Here is a 21,618-nt window from a genome sequence, read left to right as displayed (position 1 = left end):
CCCGGCACTTGTGTTTCCAAATGGATAGATTCGCAGAGAAGAAGGGATGTGGTACCATGAAAAAGTTAGTTTGCGCCAGGGATATTGAAGAGTGCAGCAAACAGGGAAAGACCGAGTACTGCGTGGACGGCGATACGATTATCACACCTTCCGCAAAGGACGCGGCCGAGGCGTACGGGATCCGGTTTACGGATCGTATAAGCCAGCCGGAAGCGGTGTGTGCCAATGCATTTGCGGGAATGGATAAGATGGATGCGGCCGGACTCTGCCAGCTGTTAAAGACCATACTGGAGCAGGGCGGTTTACAGGCGCCGTCTAAGCCTTATGAAGAGGAGCGCCACGGAAATGGCTTAAAGGTAGTTCGGGGCAGAACGGTGAAAATGGATGTGTTTGATACCGGAAACCCTGATGCAACGGCGTATTTCCAGGAACTGGTAAGCAAGGATGAATCCCATATCAGCGCCGGGTTCCTGATTATTGAAAACTCGAAATTTGACTGGGAACTGACCTATGAAGAGATCGATTACGTTATCGAAGGCACACTGACGATCACCATCGACGGAAAGACGTATACCGCTCACGCCGGAGACGTGCTGTTCGTACCATCGAATACCAAAGTCGTATGGGGATCTCCAGACAGGGCGAGAGTGTTCTATGCCACTTATCCGGCCAACTGGGCAGATTTGCTGTAAGGAGGTAAGCCATGAAGGCACTTGGACTGATAGAGACAAAGGGCACTCTGGCGGCGGTGGAAGCCGCAGATGCCATGGTAAAAGCCGCGGATGTCACACTGGTTGAGAAAACACGAGTCGGCGGCGGCCTGGTGACCATAACGGTGACCGGCGATGTGGCCGCGGTACAGGCGGCTGTGGACGCCGGTGTGGCAGCAGTGGAACGGATCGCAGCCTCCAGCCTGGCGGCAAAACTGGTCATTCCACGGCCTCATGAGGAACTGGAAATCCTGTTTACACCGAAGGGGCCTGGCGGAAAGACGGATCCTGGTGTGAGGGACGAGGAAGAGCCGGAAGCAGAAGACGCAGCGGTTGGAGAAGTGGTTGAAGAAGTAGTTGAAGAAGTGGAAGACGTGGAAGAATCCCCCCACCCTGCCCTCCCGGAGAAGCTGGACCGGCAGACCTTAGATTCCATCATTGAAAAATACGGCATTGCCGAAGGTATGGCGATGGCGGACGGACTGAAAGTAACAGCGTTAAGGACACTGGCCCGCGAATACGGAGAATTGAAGATTTCCGGCAGGGAAGTGTCCAAAGCCAATAAACAACTGCTGCTGGAGGAATTAAAGAGCTATTACGAAGCTCGAAATGATTGACGCGGTTCTTCGCGGGAACAAAATAATAGAAAAGGAGATCCTGACAATGGAAAACTTTGATTTTGATTTACGTTCCATCCAGGAAGCCAGAGATTTAGCCAGAAAAGGAGAAATCGCGGCGAAAAAGATGGCTACCTACTCCCAGGAGCAGATAGAGGTTATATTACAGAATATGGTAAGAGCAGCAGAGGAACACGCGGTCTGTCTGGGTAAAATGGCAGCAGAGGAAACCGGGTTCGGTAAGGCGGAGGATAAAGCCTATAAGAATCACGCAGCGTCCACTCTGTTATATGAAGAGATAAAAGATATGAAGACCGTGGGAATCATCGACGAGGACCCGGTAAAACATACGATGGATGTGGCGGCGCCTGTGGGCCTGGTAATGGGAATCGTTCCATCGACCAACCCGACTTCCACCACAATCTTTAAATCCATTATTGCAGTGAAATCAGGAAATGCCATCGTCTTTTCCCCCCATCCGTCTGCGGCGAAATGTACACTGAAAGCAGCAGAACTGATGCGGGATGCAGCGGTGGAGGCGGGGGCGCCGGAGGACATTATCGGCTGTGTCACCATGCCGACCATGGGAGCCACCAATGAACTGATGAAATGCAAAGAGGTAAACTTAATTATTGCCACCGGAGGCCCAGGCATGGTGAAAGCAGCGTACAGCGCCGGAAAACCGGCTCTGGGCGTAGGCGCGGGCAACTCCCCGGCATACATAGAGCGGACCGCCGATATCAAACAGGCCGTAAGCAACATCATGGCCAGCAAGACCTTCGATTACGGAACGATCTGCGCTTCCGAGCAGTCGATCGTTGTGGAAGAATGCAATAGGGACGCGGTTGTCGCAGAGTTAAAGAGCCAGGGAGCCTATTTTATGACTCCAGAGGAGACTGAGAAGGTGTGTGCCCTGCTTTTCAAGAGCGGCAGCCATAACATGAATGCCAAATTCGTGGGAAGAAGCCCGCAGGTCATCGCGGAAGCGGCGAAGATAACCATTCCGGCAGGAACGAGAGTTCTGATCGGAGAGCAGGGCGGCGTTGGTGAGGGATACCCTTTATCCTATGAAAAACTGACAACCGTGCTTGCCTTCTATACAGTAAGAGACTGGCAGGAAGCCTGTGAGCTCAGCATCCGCCTGCTTCAGAACGGTATCGGCCACACCATGAGCATCCACACGGAAGACAGGGAGATGGTGAGAAGATTTGCGGCGAAGCCGGCTTCCCGTATTCTGGTCAACACCGGAGGAAGCATGGGAGGTACCGGAATCAGCACGGGATTGGCAACCTCCTTTACCTTAGGCTGCGGAACGTGCGGCGGAAGCTCTGTTTCTGAAAATGTCAGCCCGAAGCATTTAATTAATATTAAAAAAGTTGCGTTCGGTGTGAAAAATTGTGCTACACTGGTGCAGGAAGATAAATCGTTCCGTCATCCGGAACTGGCTTCACAGTCCTGCTGTCAGGGATCCTGCGGTACGGCTTCCAGCCCGGCTGATTTCGTTGCCTCCTTTGAGGAAAAACACTCTGCATCCGGTACGGCGAAGGCTGACACTGCGGTTTCCGCAGACTGCGGCAGCGATAAGCTGGCGGCACTCGTAAGAGAGCTGGTTATCGCCATGAAGAACCAGTAAAGCGGCAGAAGGAGGAGACCCATGGATCAGTATGAGGCAATGATCAAGCTTCTTTTGGAAGCGGTAAAAAATGAGGATGGCACAGTGGCGGGTAACGCTTCCGCGAACACCCCGGCAAATGCGGTGCCGGTCGGCGTATCCAACCGGCACGTACATTTATCCCAGGCCGATTTAGATACCCTGTTCGGCCGCGGGTACGAATTGACGAAGACGAAAGACTTATCCCAGCCGGGCCAGTTTGCCTGCAAAGAGACCGTAACGGTCTGCGGACCGAAGGGGGCCATTGAAAAGGTAAGAATTCTGGGACCTGTAAGGAGCCGGACACAGGTGGAGATTCTCGCAGGTGACTGCTTTAAACTGGGCGCCAAGGCGGAACCCAGGCTGTCCGGTGATCTGGACGGTACGCCGGGAATCACTCTTGTGGGACCGAAGGGATCTGTACAGACGAAGGAAGGTCTGATGGTGGCGCAGCGCCATATCCATATGCATCCGGATGACGCGGCCAGGTTTGGCGTTCATGACGGCCAGTCTGTTTCTATTGAGACAGATGGATTACGCGGAGGCGTTTACCGCAATGTATTAATCCGTGTAACGCCGGAATCCGCACTGGAGTGTCATGTGGATACAGAGGAAGCAAATGCGATGGGAATCGGTTGTTCCGCGGCTGTCACTCTGATAAAGTAAAAAGTCTGTTTATAAAAAGTATAGCATTTAAAATTAAAATAAAATTCAGGAGGATTTCACAATGAAATACGATGCATTAGGAATGATTGAGACAAAAGGTTTAGTTGGATCCATTGAGGCTGCAGATGCCATGGTTAAGGCTGCTAATGTTACATTAATCGGCAAGGAATTCGTAGGCGGCGGTCTCGTTACCGTCATGGTAAGAGGCGATGTCGGTGCGGTAAAGGCAGCGACTGACGCAGGCGCGGCAGCAGCTCAGAGAGTAGGCGAGCTTGTATCCGTTCATGTGATTCCGCGTCCTCACGCAGAGGTAGAGACCATTCTTCCGGCAGCTGCAAGAGAAGAGTAATCAGTCAGGGAGTGCTCTCGTTTCGGAGAGTGCTCCTTAACCAATAAGGAGGGCTTACAAGAATGAATGAAGGTGCAGGCGCAGCAGCTGTTGCTGCAAAGAAAAAATTATCTGCTCAGTTTTTTAAGAAGGGTGTATTTGTTGCAATCATGTCCGGTATCTGTTACGGGCTCTATTCCGCGTTTATGACGCTGGGAATGACAAAGGGAATATGGGCGGACTGGTATGGTCCTAATACGGCGGCTTTGTCTGCTTTTGTCATTACGTATCTGCTCGGCTCACTGGGAAGCGCGATCAACGATACGTGCAGCGCGGTATGGGCCCTGCTGATTGCCGGAGCAAAGGGAAAGCTGGGCGACTTTTTCCGCTGTTTAAAGACGAAACCGGGCTGGATCATGATCGCTGCCGCTCTGGTGGGCGGCCCTATCTCCAGTGCGGCCTATGTGGTTGGACTTCAGATGGCTGGTTCCATCGTTATTCCGATTTCGGCTCTCTGTCCTGCAATCGGTGCAATCTTAGGAAGAGTGCTCTACAAGCAGGAACTGAATAAGCGCATGGTTGCCGGTATCGGTATCTGCGTTCTTTCCAGCTTTATGATCGGAAGCACAAGCCTGGGCGGCGATGCTCCCGAAGGCCGACTCCTGGGAATCTGTATCGCGTTTATCGCGGCTCTGGGCTGGGGAATAGAAGGGTGCGTAGCCGGTTATGGTACGACCCTGATCGACTATGAGATTGGCATTACCATACGCCAGTGTACCTCCGGACTTTCCAACCTGTTTATCCTGGTTCCGATTTTTGGTATCATTGCCGGCAACATCGGCATTGCTCCTCATTTAACGGTTCAGGCATTTACCAGCGGTCCGGCCATGATCTTTTTCGTGATCAGCGGATTCTTCGCCCTGTTTGCATATAGTCTGTGGTATAAAGGAAACAGCATGTGCGGCGCGGCTCTCGGTATGGCGTGTAACGGAGCGTTTTCCTTCTGGGGACCGTTCTTCTGCTGGATTATCCTCGGCGTCATCTGCGGCATCGACGGCTGGTCACTTCCGCCGATCGTCTGGGCGGCAGCGATTCTGATGATATTCGGTATCCTGATGATCGCCATGAATCCGCTGGATTTATTTAAGAAAAAGGAGGACTAGGCAGATGAAACCACTGAGTTATGCGATTATCAAACACTTTACGAAGGTCCCCGAGGCCTGTGCGGAAGATGTAATCGACGCCTTAAAGGGAGATTACGGTAAGTTCAGGGGATTGACCCTTAAGTCAGTGATCGAGACCCTGATGACGGACGAGGCCAATGGTCTTCTTGAGGAGTCCAGATTTGAACTGGATGAAGTCGGAAATTTAAGGATTTACTACCGGGCGAATGAGGAGCAGAAGGCGACCATCAACCGGTATATCAAAGACTGACGGCGGGATACGGTATAACCGCTGAACAGCCATCGATTGGAGGCGGGCCTGGCCCTTCCAGTCGATGGCTGTTTTGTGTAATAGGAAGGCGCTCCGCACCCTTTACTACTCTGTGTATGGAATTTACTGCAGTGTATGAATTCACTACAATGGAAGAAACTGCGCTTTCCGCTGGCGGAACACCGTATAATACGAGAACCCGCATTCCTTCAGCAGTTCCCTTGTCCGCTCGAAATCGGCCCCTAAATCTTCGGGGATATGGGCATCCGAACCGATCGTCAGGATTTCTCCGCCTAACTCCCGGTAGCGTTTCAGCACGTCTGCTGCCGGGTTGGGCTGGCTGATGCCCTTCCGCAGTCCAGCCGTGTTGCATTCGATCCCCTTGCCGTGTTCGATGACAGCCTTGAGAATTCTGTCGAGGATGTCCCTGTACGCCTCATAGCTGTAGAAGGCGGCCTTGTTGGGACCGTAACGGACGATGTAGTCGATGTGGCCCGCCACGTCGTAATCGTCCAAATGGCTGACATTATCCAGCGTAGTCTCAAAATACTGGAGGTAGGCATTGGCCTCCCCCCTCTCTTCGAAAAACTCCGGGTAAGCGGGATCCTTTCTGTCTATGAAATGGGTGGAACCGATGACGAAATCAAAGGGATATCTGCGGGTCACTTCCTTAAAATATTCCTTTAGATGGACCTGCAGTCCCAGTTCAATTCCGATCCTCACATCAATCCGGTCTTTATATTCTTCCTGAAGCCTGGTGAGAGAACTCATATAGGGGTCCAAATCCAGGTTGAAGTCGATGATGGATTCCACGTCATAGTCGTGGTGGTCCGTGATGCACAGCGAATCCATTCCCAGTTGTATGGCACGCTCGATCTGCGCCCTTGGGGGAGTCGTGGAGTCGCCGGAAAAATCCGTGTGCAGATGGTAATCTGGCAGCATGACTGTCTCCTCTCTCTCTGAATGAAAGCTAGTACTAGAACCATTATAATCAATATCGTTGGGAAAAGCAACGCAGGATTCGTCAGGTTTACACACATTTTACCAAAAGTTTACAGAATTTATAAAAAGCGTTGAAAAGACATTCCGGTCTATGATATCATTAGAGATGCGCGCGGAGGAGGGAATCCATGCGGGTATGACGCCGGCGCTTAAAAAGAAAATGAATGCAGTTGAAAAAGGGGTTACAAGGAGGTAACTATGTCTGTCAATGACATATCAAGTCTGTTCAGTTTTATCGGTGGACTGGGGATGTTCCTGTATGGCATGAACATCATGGCCGACGGTATGCAGAAGACCGCCGGAAGTAAGATGAGCCAGTTTTTGGGAATGTTAACGAACAATCGTCTGATGGCGGTCCTTCTGGGCGCGCTGATCACGGCAATTATTCAGAGCAGCGGCGCTACGACGGTTATGGTAGTCGGTTTTGTAAGTGCCGGGGTCCTGAATCTGACGCAGGCGGTAGGCGTGATCATGGGTGCCAATATCGGTACGACGATTACGGCCTGGATTGTATCTATGAACCAGCTGGGAGATGCGTTTGCCGTATTCCAGCCGGCATTTTTTGCTCCGCTGTTGATCGGGATCGGAGCGATTTTCATGTTATTTGGTAAAAAACAGAGGATGAAAACGGCGGGAGAGATTCTGGTCGGCCTTGGCCTTCTGTTCATTGGTCTTGATTTTATGTCGAGTTCCATATCGCCATATACCGACGCGCCTGTTTTCTCTGAGGCATTCCGCCTGCTGGGAAGCAATCCATTCCTGGGAATGATCATCGGTGCTCTGGTTACGGCTCTTCTTCAGAGCTCCTCCGCCTCAGTCGGTATCTTACAGACGCTGGCGATGAACGGTGTGGTAACGACGAACGCGGCGATTTTTATCACGCTGGGACAGAATATCGGTTCCTGTGTGACCGCCATGATATCCAGTATTGGCGGGTCCAGAACCGCTAAGAGAGCAGCAGTTATCCACCTGACATTTAATGTGATGGGCGCTGTAATATTTGGAGTGATTTCGTTTATCCTGTTTTCCCTTCATCCGGTGCTTGCGGCCCATAACATTACATCTGTGCAGATATCGATTTTCCATACGATCTTTAACCTGACGAACACGGCGCTTCTGTTCCCGTTTGCCAATCAGCTGGTGAAGCTCTCCGGAGTCTTCGTTCCGGAGGATAAGAAGGAACCGGCTGTTACTGACGAAGAGTCCGAGACGATGAAGCATCTGGATGAGAGAATCTTTGAATCTCCCGCATTTGCCCTGGAGACGGCGGCCATGGAAGTGGTTCATATGGGACAGATCACCATGGAGAATGTCAGACGGGCCATGGACGCGGTTCTGACTAAGAATGCAAATGAAGTCGAAGATGTGTATAAAACGGAGCAGACCATCAATAATATGGAGAAGATGCTGACCGAATATCTCGTCAAGGTCAACAACCTGTCGCTGACGGAAAGACAGAAGCTGATTGTGAATGACTTATTCTACAGCATCAATGACATTGAGCGTGTGGGAGACCATGCAGAAAACCTGGCCGAGCAGGCGGAATACATGGTTCAGCATAATATCAGCTTTTCAGAAACAGGAGAGTCGGACCTTCATGTTATTTGTGAGACCGCGTTTAACTCTTTCAAGCACTCCATCAACGCCCGGCAGAAGGGTGACATGGACGATGTCAGAAAGGTAAGCCAGTACGAGGACGAGGTGGATACGTTGGAGGAGGAGCTGAGGGAGAAGCACATCGAACGGCTGTCTGCCGGTAAATGCGACCCTTCGGCAGGGGTGGTATTCCTGGATCTTATCAGCAATCTGGAACGTATTTCTGATCACGCATACAATCTTGCCGGTTATGTGAAGGACGAGATGTAGAAAATGTTAAAAAAGTAACAAAAACCAAAAAATGAAAAAAAGGACTTGCTATTTAATGGATTATTAGGTAAAATAATGGGTAGTTGATTTTATTTTAACAAAATCACAAGAAATCCACTCTTCATTACAGATAGTGGATATGTGAATTAAAAGGTACAATTAAATTAATTTTATTCTTAGGAGGAATTGAATTATGGCAGTAAAAGTAGCGATTAACGGTTTTGGTCGTATCGGTCGTCTTGCATTCAGACAGATGTTTGGTGCAGAAGGTTATGATGTAGTAGCTATCAACGATTTAACAGATCCGAAGATGTTAGCTCATTTATTAAAATATGACACCGCTCAGGGTGGATACACAGGACGCATCGGTGAAGGCCTTCACACAGTAGAAGCTGGAGAGGACTCCATTACTGTAGACGGCAAGACCATCAAGATTTACGCAGAAAAAGATGCTGCTAATCTTCCTTGGGGAGAAATTGGCGTAGATGTAGTATTAGAGTGTACAGGCTTCTACTGCTCTAAAGATAAATCTCAGGCACATATCAATGCAGGCGCTAAGAAAGTTGTTATCTCCGCACCGGCAGGCAATGATCTGCCAACCATCGTTTACAGCGTAAACGAGAAGGAATTAACTGCAGAAGATACCATCATCTCCGCAGCTTCCTGTACAACAAACTGCTTAGCTCCTATGGCTAAGGCTCTGAACGATTACGCGACCATCCAGTCCGGTATCATGAGCACAATCCACGCTTACACAGGCGATCAGATGATCCTTGACGGACCGCACAGAAAAGGCGATTTAAGAAGAGCAAGAGCTGGCGCTGCCAACATCGTTCCGAACTCCACAGGCGCTGCAAAAGCAATCGGTCTTGTTATTCCGGAATTAAACGGCAAGTTAATCGGTTCCGCTCAGCGTGTTCCGGTTCCGACAGGTTCCACAACAATCTTAGTTGCCGTAGTTAAGGGCAAAGACGTTACAAAAGAAGGCATCAACGCAGCTATGAAGGCAGCAGCTTCCGAGTCCTTTGGCTACGAAGAAGATCCAATCGTTTCTTCTGACGTTATCGGCATGAGATACGGTTCTCTGTTCGATGCTACTCAGACCATGGTTTCCAGCCTTGGTGATGACTTATATCAGGTACAGGTTGTTTCCTGGTATGACAACGAGAACTCCTATACAAGCCAGATGGTTCGTACAATTAAGTACTTCGCTGAATTAGGCTAATTTTTTAAGATCCATGGAGGGTCCGGTCGTTTGGACCGGACCCTTTTATCGTTCAAAGGATGGGGCGTTCCGGCGTGTCCTTTGAATTATAAAACAGGTTCATATCCTGTATCCATAACCATTTTGTTATGAATACAGCATCAAGTAGCGAAAATATGGAAAGGAGCATGAAATTATGCTTAACAAGAAAACAGTTGATGATTTAACCGGATTACAGGGAAAGAAAGTGCTCGTAAGATGTGACTTCAACGTTCCGTTAAAGGAAGGCGTGATTCAGAACTACAACCGTATCGACGGTGCAATTCCAACCATTAAGAAATTACTCGATCAGGGTGCAAAAGTGATCCTTTGCTCTCATTTAGGAAAGCCGAAGGGAGAGCCGCTTCCAGAGCTGTCCTTAGCTCCGGTAGCTCCGGCACTGAGCGAGAGACTTGGCGTAGAAGTAAAATTCGTGGATGATCCGAAGGTAACAGGACCGGAGACACAGAAGGTTGCTGCCGAATTAAAGGATGGCGAAGTTTTATTACTTCAGAATACCCGTTACAGAATCGAAGAGACAAAGTACGGAAAAGATGAGAACGCAGAAAGCTATGCGAAAGAACTGGCTGATCTCTGCGACGGCATCTTTGTTAACGACGCGTTCGGTACGGCCCACAGAGCTCACTGCTCCAACGTAGGCGTTACAAAATACACCAATACCAATGTAGTTGGATACTTAATGGAAAAAGAAATCAAGTTCTTAGGACAGGCTGTTGAGAATCCGGTTCGTCCGTTCGTTGCCATCTTAGGCGGAGCGAAGGTTTCTGATAAGATCAACGTAATCAACAACCTGCTTGACAAGGTAGATACCCTGATCATCGGCGGCGGTATGGCTTATACATTTGAGAAGGCACAGGGCGAGGAGATCGGCAATTCCTTATGTGAGGAAGACAAGCTGGATTACGCTCTGGAGATGATCAAGAAGGCCGAAGAAAAAGGTGTGAAGTTATTACTTCCGGTTGACCATGTAGAAGGTAAGGAATTCTCCAACGATACAGAACGCAAGGTCGTTGATGTTATCGATGCCGGCTGTTCAGGATTCGATATCGGACCGAAGACCATCGCCCTTTACAAGGCTGCTCTGGAAGGTGCTAAGACTGTTGTATGGAACGGACCGATGGGCGTATTCGAATTCTCCAATTTTGCGGAAGGTACTCTGGAAGTATGCCGCGCCGTTGCTGATTTACAGGACGCAACAACCGTAATCGGCGGCGGAGATTCCGTTAACGCTGTGAAGAGACTTGGTTTCGCTGACAAGATGACTCATATCTCCACAGGCGGCGGTGCATCCTTAGAGTTCCTGGAAGGCAAAGAGCTGCCAGGCGTAGCTGCTGCAGATAATAAATAAGTAAGTAAGAGGAGAATAAGATAAAATGGCAAGGAAAAAAATTATTGCTGGTAACTGGAAGATGAACATGACACCAACAGAGGCTGTAGAGCTGGTTAATACCTTAAAGCCGCTGGTTGTTAATGAGGATGTAGATGTAGTATTCTGTGTACCGGCCATTGATATCATTCCGGTTATGGAAGCAGCAAAGGGAACCAACATCTGCGTTGGTGCCGAGAATATGTACTATGAGGACAAGGGCGCCTACACCGGCGAGATTTCCCCTGCCATGTTAGTAGATGCTGGCGTTAAATACGTAGTAATCGGCCATTCTGAGAGAAGAGAGTACTTCGCTGAGAGTGACGATACTGTAAATAAAAAGGTCTTAAAGGCATTCGAATACGGCATTACACCGATCGTATGCTGCGGAGAGTCCTTAACGCAGAGAGAGCAGGGAATCACCATCGACTGGATCCGTCAGCAGATCAAGATCGCCTTCTTAAACGTACCGGCAGACAAGGCTGCAGAAGCTGTTATCGCTTATGAGCCGATCTGGGCAATCGGTACCGGCAAGGTCGCTACGACTGAGCAGGCTCAGGAAGTATGCGGAGCGATCCGTGCATGCATCGCTGAGATATATGACGAAGCCACAGCAGAAGCGATCCGTATCCAGTACGGCGGTTCTGTATCCGCTGGAAGCGCACCGGAACTGTTCGCACAGCCGGACATCGACGGCGGCTTAGTAGGCGGAGCTTCCCTGAAGCCAGACTTCGGAAAGATCGTTTGCTATAACAAATAAGTAATGAATAATACAGGATTATGAAGTGTCCTGTAATGAAAAAAGGTGGAGACAGTCGCAAACGCGGCTTCTCTGCCTTTTTATTGTTCTGTACACGGCCGGTATTTCGCGAAGCGTACTGCCGGTCGCAGCGTGTGCAGTAACTTTTTATTCCGCTGAAAAGCCCGTTTATGCGCATACGGTTGACAAGTGATGAGAAAAAGTAAATAATAGTAATGAATATACCGATATCAGGGTGCGCAGAATGGGTAAAGGAGGAGGAGTTATGGATACAAAAGAGCCGGGACTGATGCAGAGGAGTATTGAGATCGACATGGAGCAAATCCGGAAGGAACTGAGTGAACAGGAGCTGCTTCCGGGAGCGTACTGCCAGGAATACGAGATATTCAAAGTGATATACCGGTTTGTGGCGCGGAGGCTGAAGCGTACGAATGAGAGCGCCTATATCATCCTGCTGACCCTGACGGACCGGAAGGGAGAACTGCCCTGTCTCGAGAGCAGAAACGGGCAGATGGAGATTTTGAGGGAACTGATCCAGTATTCGATCCGCTGCGGGGATGTTTATACGAAATACAGCAGCTGTCAGTTTCTCATTATGGTGACAGACTTATCAGAGGCGGATGCCGATATGGTTGCGAAGAGAATTGCGGATGCATTTTACCAGAGACTGGGCGAGGGAGCGGACCAGGTGCTGCTGCACCACTGCTATCCCATGAAAGCCGTGGAAGAGCGGCCTTAAACCAGGGTTTATGATAAAAATTTATCATTCAGCAGTTGCAAGATATCCGCAAATCATGTAGAATATAGAGTTGTGAGAAGATAATTACCATTATATAGAAAAAACAAGATAAGGAGATTAAGTTATGAGTAAGAAACCTGTTGTACTTATGATACTTGATGGATATGGACTGAATGATAACTGTGACCATAACGCAGTCTGCGAAGGCAGAACACCGGTTATGGATCAGCTGATGAGTCAGTGCCCGTTTGTAAAGGGCAACGCCAGCGGCCTTGCCGTAGGACTTCCGGATGGCCAGATGGGAAATTCCGAGGTTGGCCACTTAAATATGGGTGCCGGCCGTATCGTTTATCAGGAACTGACCAGAATTACAAAATCGATTCAGGACGGAGATTTCTTCGATGTTCCTGAGTTTTTACAGGCTGTAGAGAACTGCAGGAAGAATGATTCTGCCCTTCATTTATGGGGACTTGTCTCCGACGGAGGCGTTCACAGCCACAATACCCATATCTACGGACTCCTGGAACTTGCCAGGAGAAATGGCCTCGACAAGGTTTATGTACACTGCTTTTTAGATGGCCGAGACACACCGCCGGCTTCCGGCAAGGGCTACGTGGAAGAGCTGGAAGCGAAGATGAAGGAACTCGGAGTGGGCAAAGTGGCTTCTGTGATGGGCCGTTATTATGCGATGGACCGTGACAACCGCTGGGATCGTGTGGAGCGTGCTTACAACGCTCTGACCAGGGGAGAAGGCGGTACTGCTGTCAGCGCTGCGGCAGGAATCCAGGCTTCATATGACGCGGAAGTAAACGACGAGTTCGTGGAGCCATTTGTCGTAGTGGAAGATGGAAAACCGGTTGCTACCGTAAAAGATAACGATTCCGTTATTTTCTTCAATTTCCGTCCTGACCGTGCAAGAGAGATAACGAGAGCGTTCTGTGATGACGATTTCAAAGGATTTGCCAGAGACAGACGCCTGAACTTAACGTATGTATGCTTTACCGATTATGATGACACCATTGCAAATAAGCTGGTTGCATTTAAGAAGGAAGCCATTGTGAATACCTTTGGCCAGTTCCTTGCAGACCACGACATGACCCAGGCCAGAATTGCCGAGACAGAGAAGTACGCACATGTGACATTCTTCTTTAACGGCGGTGTCGAGGAGCCGAATAAGGGTGAGGACAGAATTCTGGTTCCTTCTCCGAAGGTGGCTACCTACGACCTTCAGCCAGAGATGAGCGCCCCGGCTGTTTGTGACAAGCTGGTGGAAGCGATTAAGTCTGGAAAATACGATGTTGTTATCATCAACTTCGCGAACCCGGATATGGTTGGCCATACGGGAATTGAGGATGCTGCGATCAAGGCGATCGAGACCGTAGACGCCTGTGTGGGAAGAGCCGTAGACGCAGTCAAGGAGATGGACGGCGTACTGTTCATCTGCGCTGACCACGGAAATGCAGAGCAGCTGGTAGATTACGAGACAGGAACACCGTTCACCGCTCATACTACAAACCCGGTTCCGTTCATTCTTGTGAACGCAGATCCGTCCTATAAGCTGCGCGAAGGCGGCTGTCTGGCAGATATCGCTCCGACATTAATTGAATTAATGGGCATGGAACAGCCGAAAGAGATGACTGGAAAGTCATTATTAGTGAAGTAAGATATGGGAAATATCCTGTAAAAACGACAAAAATATAAAAGAAAAGTCATGTTATAATCTTAGACATAAAAAAATAGTTATGAAAAGTCGAAAAAGGGCCGCATATTTGAACCTTAGGAACCGCAGTGATCACCGGCGGGGAAGAGGGAACAGAGTGACGGCCTTTTTCCGGCTTCCGCGGGAACGAAAGGTGGTTGTTCGTCTGACCGGCGGATGATATAATACGGGAAGAAAACAAAAGAAAGGGGAATTACCATGTTGGATCAAAAAGTTGCAGAACTTATTAATGTGCAGGTGAATAAGGAATTTTACTCGGCGTATCTGTATCTCGATTTTGCCAATTACTATCGCGAAGCGGAGCTGAATGGATTTGCAAACTGGTATCAGGTGCAGGCGCAGGAGGAGAGAGACCATGCCATGCTGTTTATCCAGTATCTGCAGAATAACAGCGGCAAAGTGACTCTTGAGGCCATTGACAAGCCAGATAAAAAGTTTGAGGACTACGTAGGACCGTTAAAGGCAGGGCTGGAGCATGAGGTCTATGTGACCGGACTAATCCATGCGATCTATGATGCGGCATACTCCGTAAAGGATTTCCGTACCATGCAGTTTCTCGACTGGTTTGTGAAGGAGCAGGGCGAGGAAGAGAAAAATGCAGATAACCTGGTGAAGCGTTTCGAGCTCTTTGGCCATGATCCGAAGGGGTTATACATGCTGGATTCTGAGATGGCGGCCCGCGTATACACCGCTCCGTCCCTGGTGCTGTAATGGGAAAGAATGAATATCTCTGTCCGTGCCTGAAGATCACGAAAAAGGATATCAAGGAGGCGATCGCAGACGGCGCGGATTCCTTTAAAAAAGTGAAAAAGAAGACGGGAGCTTCCCTGAAATGCGGCCATTGTGAGTGCCGGGTGAAGAAGTATGCGAAAAAGCAGTTGAAGAAACAGAGCGAGAAAAAGGCCTGAGCTTAACCAGCAGACAGAGCCGCTTGACAAGCGCAGCAAAGAAATCTATACTAAAAGTGCAAGGGTTTCTAAACAACTCCCTTAGCACTAAAGGAAAGATGAATATGAGAAAACCACTTATTATTCAAACAGATTTTGGCACTGCGGACGGAGCTGTCTGCGCGATGTATGGAGTATCCTATGGGGTAGACCCGGAACTTCGGATTACAGACTTGACACACGATATTCCCCAGTATGATATCTGGGAAGCATCCTACCGGCTGATACAGACGGTAAACTACTGGCCGGAGGGCTCGGTATTTGTCAGCGTTGTGGATCCGGGAGTGGGATCGACGAGACGAAGCATTGTGGCGAAGACCACCACGGGACAGTACATAGTGACACCTGACAATGGAACACTGACCCATGTGAAGCGGATGTGCGGAATCACGGAAGCACGTATCATCGATGAGAATGTGAACCGTCTGCCGGGATCAGGAGAGAGTTATACGTTCCATGGCCGTGACATTTACGCTTATACCGGAGCGAGGCTGGCTGCCGGTGTCATCACCTTCGAGGGAGTAGGCCCTTCCGTGGAAGCGGAAAGCGTCATCGAACTTCCTGTTGTGGAAGCGGCTTATAACGGAGACAGAGTGAGCGGTACCATCGATGTGCTCGACGTCAGATTCGGAAGCCTGTGGACCAATATCTCCAGAGACCTGTTTTTAAAGATTGGTGTAAAACACGGACAGCGTGTGGAAATCAGTATTGAGAATGAGACGAGAACCCTGTACAAGAATATTCTGGTTTATGCAAAGAGCTTTGCCGACGTTTATGTAGGCGAACCGCTCATCTATGTGAACAGCCTGGACTGTATGGCGGTTGCCATCAATCAGGGCAGCTTTGCAAAGGCCTATAACATTGGAACAGGGAATAAGTGGCAGATTACGATGCGTAAGGCGCCTAAGATTATATACGAAGACTAAACACTTTATATAACTGAATAAATAAATGAATAGACATTGAAGACGGCTGTCCCGCCGCTCCGGAAGAAGGAGCGGGCGGGACAGCCGTCTTTACCGTGCAAAGGAAGTATGGCCGCTGAAGCGGCCGCGCTCCGGCGCGTGAGTCCGGTCAGATGGTAATCGCGTATTTTATGACATGATCGGCCTGCTTTTCAAATATCTCGTAAGCCTCCAGGATATGGGCTAAATCTGTCCGGTGCGTGATGAGGCAGCCGGTATCCAGCTTTCCTTCCTCAATCAGTTTCAAAATTTCACTGCAGGAATTGGCATCCACGCCTCCTGTCTTGAAAATCAGATTTTTCCCATACATAGCAGGCAGAGGAAGTACCTGTGGTTCCTCATAGAGTGCGACGACGCAGACAACCGCGTTGGGACGGGCGATCTGCCAGGCCATCTGGAAGGTGTCCTTCCCTCCTGCCACCTCGAGAACGGAGTCGGCGCCCCGGCCGGATGTGAGTTCCAGCACTCTTTCCAGGACATTTTCATTGCGTGGGTTTAGGGTGTAATCGGCAAGACCGCGGCGTTTGGCAAGCTCCAGGCGCTCCTGGGAGGTATCGATGGCGATCAGCTTACCCGGATGGTAGAGGCGGGCGCACATCATGGTGCATAAGCCGGTAGGGCCGGCTCCGATGACGGCCGCCGTGCCGCCCTCCCCGATCTCAGCAAGCCCCGCGCCCCAGTAGCCGGTGGATAGGATGTCCCCCGTAAAAAGGGCGGCTTCATCGGTCACAGAATCGGGAATTGGCGTGAGGCCGTTGTCTGCAAATGGAATGCGGACGTACTCCGACTGACCTCCGTCGATCCGGCAGCCGAGAGCCCAGCCGCCATGCTCATCAGTACAGTTATTGACATAGCCGCGCTGGCAGTAAAAGCACTCCCCGCAAAAGGTCTCCACATTGACGGCAACCCTGTCGCCTGGTTTTACCCGTGTCACCTCACTTCCGGCTTCTTCTACGATCCCCACAAATTCATGGCCCAGTATGGTGCCTGGAACGGCCCTGGGAACCGCGCCGTGCAGGATATGGATATCGCTGGAGCAGATGGTGGTGAGAGTAACTCTCACGACGGCATCCCTGGGGGTCATGAGATGAGGGATTGGCCGTTCCTCTAAACGCAGGAATCCATTGCCTTCGTAGACGACGGCCTTCATGGTCTCCTTATGGGGAAGGTCTTGTGAGGTATGGTTCTGTGATACCTGATTTTGTGACATAAGTTTCTCCTCTCCATACTTTAAAAGCGGTAAAAATACCTCTTACCATACTCTGTATAATAGTCTAGTCAATGTCATACCAATTGTCAATGCGCATGCCTCGAAAAATATCCGGCAGCTCGCAGCAGAGGCTGAACTGTTATCCGAAAGCATATCCGAAAGACTGAATAAAAAGTAAATGATTTTACCTGTAAACTTTGTAGAAATCTGTTGACAGAAGGAAATCTCTGTACTAAACTTAACTTGTTGAACAAGTTGGACGGGAGGCGCCTATGGTTAAGAGATGTACCGGGGAAGATGAGAGCCGGCTGCTGGATTTTTTGCAGAATGATGCGGTCTATCACACATTTCTGCTGGCAGATATCGGCAATTACGGATTCGATCAGGAGTTTCAGACCGTATACGCGGGGATGGAAGAAGACCGGATTACTCATGTTTATCTGAAGTTTTACGGGAACTTAATTGTGGCAGGTGAGGCAGGGAACATCGACGGGGAGTTTTTAAGAACGCTCACCGAAGAATGGAAGCCGGATGTGATCATGGGAAAGGCGGAGCTGACGAAAGCGGCCGGCAGATGGCTTCCCGGATATGAGCTGGCGGAGAAGAACCTCTATCTCCTGGAGGACAGTGCGCACCTCATCGGCGAGACCGGACTGCCGGAGGGCGTGACCATGAAAAAGGGCGTGCCGGGAGACGAGGATAAGATTCATGCATTTCTCATGACGATTCCGGAGATACGCGCGCTTTATGCTTCAAAAGAGATGATTGCGGACCGGTTAAAGAGCGGAGACGGGACCCACCTCTATCTGGAGCGGAACGGGGAAATGATCGCCCATGTGAACAGCGCGGCGAAGAGCCCGTTTACCGTCATGCTAGGCGGCGCGGCTGTGAAGGAAAAGGAACGGGGAAAGAACTTAGAGGCCCTGCTGGTCAGCCGGATAAGCCGCGATATTCTGGCGGAGGGGAAGAAACCGTGTCTCTTCTGCGACAGAGGGGAAGAACATAATCTATTCGTGCAGATCGGCTTTTTAAAGGCCGGAATCTGGGGAACGCTGACCCCTAAGAAGCCGGAAGAGGGAAAGAGCCGGCTGCCATCCTACATACCGGTTTATAATCGGCTGTTTCAGGATTTAATGGATGGCGTCTATGAGAAGGACAGCCTTCTTCCCAGTGAAAATGTGCTGGCGGCGGCCTATAAGGTGAGCCGGAACACGCTGAGGCAGGCGCTGACCATTCTGACACAGGACGGATTTATCTATAAACGGCAGGGAAAGGGAACCTTCGTATCCTACGACTGCCGCAGAAATGAAAAGAAGAACCTGTATAATTTTTTGAGAGAGTGTGCCAAGGAACCGGTGAGCCGGGTGACTATGGATTACAATATCGGACTTCCGACGAATATTGCAAAACAGAAGTTAAAGCTTAAGGACGGCGACGAAGTCCTGGCGAGCAATAACGTATACTGGGGCGAAGAAGGTCCCATCGGCCAGTCCTTTCTGCAGATTCCCATGGAGGTGATCATGGGGAGCGGCATAGATGGAAAGGAACCCGACGAGGAACAGCTTCTTCATTTTATGGACAGTTTGATTTATCAGAAGGCGGCGAAAGCCCACATGACGATTCAGGTAGTGGCCGCCGATGAACAGGTGATCTCCTATATGGATATACCGGAGGGAACTGTGCTTCTTCATATGGAACAGATTTTATACGGGCCGGATTATACACCCGCCGCCCGGATTAAATATTATTTCATTCCTGACAAATATCAGGTTGACTGTCAGCTGCAGGCGTAACCGCCGAATGCTCATAACTAGGAGGCATATATGGATACGAATAAGAAACCAATTATTCAGTTCAATTCATTCCAGTTTCACTATTTCAGCCAGGCGGAACCAACCCTTCATGATATCAATTTAACGATCTATGAAGGGGAAAAGGTTCTCATCGTCGGCCCCAGCGGAAGCGGTAAGAGCACCCTGGGAAACTGTTTAAACGGTCTGATCCCTTTTGCCTATAAGGGGGAGATTGAAGGAAGCCTTAAAATCAACGGCAGGGAGACGAGGGAGATGAATATCTTCGAACTGTCGAAAATGGTGGGCACCGTGCTTCAGGACGCAGATGGCCAGTTCATCGGACTGACGGTGGGCGAGGACATCGCGTTTGCACTGGAAAACGACTGTGTGGACCAGGGCAAGATGAAGGAAGCCGTTCAGAAGGTGGCGGACATGGTGGACATGGGAAATCTTTTGAAATCTTCTCCTTTCGAGCTGTCCGGGGGACAGAAGCAGAGAGTATCCTTCGCAGGCGTCATGGTTGATGATGTGGATATCCTGCTCTTTGACGAACCGCTGGCCAATTTAGACCCGGCCACGGGAAAGACGGCCATCGATCTGATCGATCACGTGTGGAAGGAACTGGGGAAGACGGTTGTGATTATCGAGCACCGTCTGGAGGATGTGCTTTACCGCGATGTGGACCGGATCGTGGTGGTAAATGATGGCCGGATTGCAGCAGACATGTCGCCGGATGAGCTGATCGCGGCGGACATCCTTCCGAAAATGGGAATCCGGGAGCCCCTCTATGCCACTGCACTGAAGTACGCGGGAGTCAGGGTGACGGCGGATATGCGCCCCGGCCGTATGGAGACACTGCGGATCGACATGGTAAAGGACGCGGTGCAGAAATGGGCTCTGAGCCGTGTGCCGGACCGGGAAGTTAATAACAGGCCCGATATTCTGGCGGCGGAACATTTAAGCTTCCAGTATACGAAGAGACGGAGAATTCTGAAGGACATCAATTTCCACATCAGGGAAGGGGAGATGGTCAGCATCGTGGGCACCAACGGCGCCGGCAAGAGCACCCTGGCCAAGGTAATCTGCGGATTTGTCACGGAGGACGAGGGACGTCTTCTGTACGAGGGCGAAGATTTGAAGGGGAAGACGATCAAGGAGCGTTCCCGGATGATCGGTTTCGTGATGCAGAATCCCAATCAGATGATTTGTAAGCCCATGATTTACGATGAAGTGGCGCTTGGACTGAGAATTCGGGGGGTAGATGAGGCGGAGACGGAAAAACGTGTGGAAAAAGCGCTGAAGATCTGCGGCCTGGCTCCATTTAAGAAGTGGCCTATCTCCGCGCTGAGCTTTGGGCAGAAGAAGCGTGTTACCATTGCCTCCGCGCTGGTTCTGGATCCGAAGATCCTGATTCTGGATGAACCCACGGCGGGCCAGGATTTCCACCACTATACGGAGATCATGGAATTTTTAAAGAGCCTGAACAGCGAGGGGGTCACCATTATCATGATTACCCATGACATGCATCTGATGCTGGAGTATACGCCTCACGCCATTGTGATCTCCGACGGGCAGAAGATCGGGGATGCGACCTCGGCGGAGATACTGACCAATGAGGCGATAACGGAGCAGGCGAACTTAAAGATCACCTCCCTCTATGAGCTGGCCGTGGCATGCGGGGTGGAGAATCCGGAGGGCTTCGTTCAGAACTTCATTGATTACGAAAGGGGGCTTCGTCACGCATGAAAAGCAAATTGTTTGACTACATAGACCGGGATAATTTAATCTTTAATTTATCGGGGCTTACGAAGCTGGTATGCTTCATCGGTATGACCTTCGCGGTCATGTTTTCCTACGATATCCGCTACATCCTGTTTGTCATGGTGTTGTCCGTCATCTTTTTTGCCATGTCGGGCCTGCAGTTTAAACAGATCAAGCTGATGGCAATTTACGTTGTCGTATTTCTTGCCATCAACTTTGTGCTGACCTATATCTTCAGTCCGCAGTACGGAACGGAAATTTACGGGACGACCCACGAGCTGTTTCGGTTCAACAGCCGCTACACGGTGACGGAAGAGCAGCTGCTCTATCAGGTGACGAAGGTGGCCAAATACGCCTCCGTGGTACCTCTGGGAATGATTTTCTTACTGACGACCAACCCCAGTGAGTTTGCGGCCTCCTTAAATCGTGTGGGCTGTAATTACAAGGCGGCCTACGCGCTGTCTCTGACGCTTCGGTATTTTCCGGACACGATCCGGAATTACCAGGATATCGCTCTGGCACAGCAGAGCAGAGGACTGGATTTATCCAGAAAGGAAAAGCTCGGAACGAGGGTGAAAAACGTGATGAATATCTGTGTGCCCCTGATCTTTTCCACGCTGGACCGGATTGAGCTGATCAGCAACGCCATGGATTTACGCGGCTTTGGAAAGAAGAGAAAACGGACATGGTACGTGGCAAAGCCGTTAAAGACTGTGGACTGGTGCGCGATGGCGGCAGCATTGGCGATTTTCCTGGGATCTCTGGCTATGACATTTTTTGTCAATGGAGGTACCAGATTCTATAACCCATTCATTTAAA

The 21,618-nt window shown here is 50.1% G+C and carries 21 protein-coding genes; 19 read left to right on the top strand and 2 right to left on the bottom strand.

Features of this window, described 5'->3' with window-relative positions; all coding sequences use genetic code 11:
* Window positions 1-56: 56 nt before the first annotated feature.
* The 7 genes from M1L66_RS25140 to M1L66_RS25110 all read left to right on the top strand — a co-directional run bounded on the left by M1L66_RS25140 (window position 57) and on the right by M1L66_RS25110 (window position 5,406).
* The gene (locus M1L66_RS25140) at window positions 57-692 is read left to right on the top strand and encodes a cupin domain-containing protein (protein WP_434688720.1); all 636 of its coding nucleotides are present in this window, start codon (window positions 57-59) and stop codon (window positions 690-692) included.
* An 11-nt stretch (window positions 693-703) separates the two neighbouring features.
* On the top strand, window positions 704-1,327 hold the full coding sequence (locus M1L66_RS25135; protein WP_434688719.1) for a BMC domain-containing protein: 624 nt from the start codon (window positions 704-706) through the stop codon (window positions 1,325-1,327).
* Window positions 1,328-1,373: 46 nt separating this feature from the next.
* Window positions 1,374-2,960, top strand: coding sequence for an acetaldehyde dehydrogenase (acetylating) (locus M1L66_RS25130; RefSeq protein ID WP_187023141.1), 1,587 nt, complete (start codon window positions 1,374-1,376; stop codon window positions 2,958-2,960).
* 21 nt (window positions 2,961-2,981) lie between these two features.
* Entirely contained in the window at window positions 2,982-3,644 is a 663-nt protein-coding gene (locus M1L66_RS25125; protein WP_434688718.1) for a phosphate propanoyltransferase, read from the top strand.
* Between the two features lie 61 nt (window positions 3,645-3,705).
* Window positions 3,706-3,993, top strand: coding sequence for an ethanolamine utilization microcompartment protein EutM (eutM, locus tag M1L66_RS25120; RefSeq protein ID WP_002602437.1), 288 nt, complete (start codon window positions 3,706-3,708; stop codon window positions 3,991-3,993).
* Window positions 3,994-4,055: 62 nt separating this feature from the next.
* Window positions 4,056-5,135, top strand: coding sequence for a hypothetical protein (locus M1L66_RS25115; RefSeq protein ID WP_002602438.1), 1,080 nt, complete (start codon window positions 4,056-4,058; stop codon window positions 5,133-5,135).
* 4 nt (window positions 5,136-5,139) lie between these two features.
* On the top strand, window positions 5,140-5,406 hold the full coding sequence (locus tag M1L66_RS25110) for a hypothetical protein (RefSeq protein WP_055654029.1): 267 nt from the start codon (window positions 5,140-5,142) through the stop codon (window positions 5,404-5,406).
* 144 nt (window positions 5,407-5,550) lie between these two features.
* On the opposite strand, the gene M1L66_RS25105 is transcribed toward M1L66_RS25110, so the two are convergent.
* Window positions 5,551-6,348, bottom strand: coding sequence for a histidinol-phosphatase HisJ family protein (locus M1L66_RS25105; RefSeq protein WP_187023143.1), 798 nt, complete (start codon window positions 6,346-6,348; stop codon window positions 5,551-5,553).
* A 258-nt stretch (window positions 6,349-6,606) separates the two neighbouring features.
* On the opposite strand from M1L66_RS25105, the gene M1L66_RS25100 reads away from it, so the two are divergent.
* From M1L66_RS25100 to M1L66_RS25060, 9 genes are all read left to right on the top strand, one after another.
* On the top strand, window positions 6,607-8,274 hold the full coding sequence (locus M1L66_RS25100) for a Na/Pi cotransporter family protein (RefSeq protein WP_434688717.1): 1,668 nt from the start codon (window positions 6,607-6,609) through the stop codon (window positions 8,272-8,274).
* Between the two features lie 193 nt (window positions 8,275-8,467).
* Window positions 8,468-9,499, top strand: a complete 1,032-nt coding sequence (gap, locus tag M1L66_RS25095) for a type I glyceraldehyde-3-phosphate dehydrogenase (RefSeq protein WP_187023145.1) — start codon at window positions 8,468-8,470, stop codon at window positions 9,497-9,499.
* Window positions 9,500-9,674: 175 nt separating this feature from the next.
* Window positions 9,675-10,886 carry a phosphoglycerate kinase gene (locus M1L66_RS25090; protein ID WP_434688716.1) on the top strand — a complete coding sequence of 404 codons (1,212 nt, stop codon included), beginning with the start codon at window positions 9,675-9,677 and terminating at the stop codon, window positions 10,884-10,886.
* A gap of 25 nt (window positions 10,887-10,911) precedes the next feature.
* Complete coding sequence (gene tpiA / locus M1L66_RS25085) at window positions 10,912-11,664, top strand: triose-phosphate isomerase (protein ID WP_434688715.1); 753 nt, start codon at window positions 10,912-10,914, stop codon at window positions 11,662-11,664.
* 265 nt (window positions 11,665-11,929) lie between these two features.
* Window positions 11,930-12,403, top strand: a complete 474-nt coding sequence (locus M1L66_RS25080; RefSeq protein ID WP_110324035.1) for a hypothetical protein — start codon at window positions 11,930-11,932, stop codon at window positions 12,401-12,403.
* A gap of 124 nt (window positions 12,404-12,527) precedes the next feature.
* Complete coding sequence (gene gpmI, locus M1L66_RS25075; RefSeq protein ID WP_055654022.1) at window positions 12,528-14,066, top strand: 2,3-bisphosphoglycerate-independent phosphoglycerate mutase; 1,539 nt, start codon at window positions 12,528-12,530, stop codon at window positions 14,064-14,066.
* Between the two features lie 255 nt (window positions 14,067-14,321).
* A complete protein-coding gene (locus M1L66_RS25070; RefSeq protein WP_002602447.1) occupies window positions 14,322-14,834 on the top strand; it encodes a ferritin in 513 nt (170 codons plus the stop codon).
* Window positions 14,834-15,031 (top strand): (2Fe-2S)-binding protein, encoded by a 198-nt coding sequence (locus tag M1L66_RS25065; RefSeq protein ID WP_187023148.1) that lies wholly within the window; start codon window positions 14,834-14,836, stop codon window positions 15,029-15,031. The genes M1L66_RS25070 and M1L66_RS25065 overlap by 1 nt, the downstream gene beginning before the upstream one ends.
* A 104-nt stretch (window positions 15,032-15,135) precedes the next feature.
* Window positions 15,136-15,996: an SAM hydrolase/SAM-dependent halogenase family protein gene (locus M1L66_RS25060; protein WP_110324039.1), complete on the top strand. Its 861-nt coding sequence runs from the start codon at window positions 15,136-15,138 to the stop codon at window positions 15,994-15,996.
* 148 nt (window positions 15,997-16,144) lie between these two features.
* On the opposite strand, the gene M1L66_RS25055 is transcribed toward M1L66_RS25060, so the two are convergent.
* On the bottom strand, window positions 16,145-17,185 hold the full coding sequence (locus M1L66_RS25055; protein WP_434694325.1) for an alcohol dehydrogenase: 1,041 nt from the start codon (window positions 17,183-17,185) through the stop codon (window positions 16,145-16,147).
* A 332-nt stretch (window positions 17,186-17,517) separates the two neighbouring features.
* Between M1L66_RS25055 and M1L66_RS25050 the strand changes: the two genes are divergently transcribed.
* The 3 genes from M1L66_RS25050 to M1L66_RS25040 are packed head-to-tail and all read left to right on the top strand — an operon-like array spanning window position 17,518 to window position 21,617.
* Complete coding sequence (locus tag M1L66_RS25050) at window positions 17,518-19,038, top strand: GntR family transcriptional regulator (RefSeq protein ID WP_434688714.1); 1,521 nt, start codon at window positions 17,518-17,520, stop codon at window positions 19,036-19,038.
* 30 nt (window positions 19,039-19,068) lie between these two features.
* A complete protein-coding gene (locus M1L66_RS25045) occupies window positions 19,069-20,784 on the top strand; it encodes an ABC transporter ATP-binding protein (RefSeq protein ID WP_434688713.1) in 1,716 nt (571 codons plus the stop codon).
* Window positions 20,781-21,617, top strand: coding sequence for an energy-coupling factor transporter transmembrane component T family protein (locus tag M1L66_RS25040; protein ID WP_187023152.1), 837 nt, complete (start codon window positions 20,781-20,783; stop codon window positions 21,615-21,617). Before M1L66_RS25045 ends, M1L66_RS25040 begins: the two co-directional genes overlap by 4 nt.
* The last annotated feature ends 1 nt before the right edge of the window (window position 21,618 follow it).

The organism is Hungatella sp. SB206, from assembly GCF_051132295.1.
GTDB classification, from domain to species: Bacteria; Bacillota; Clostridia; order Lachnospirales; family Lachnospiraceae; genus Hungatella; species Hungatella effluvii.
The sequence above is the reverse complement of the archived record's forward strand: the minus strand, read 5'-3'. Positions and strand labels throughout refer to the sequence as shown.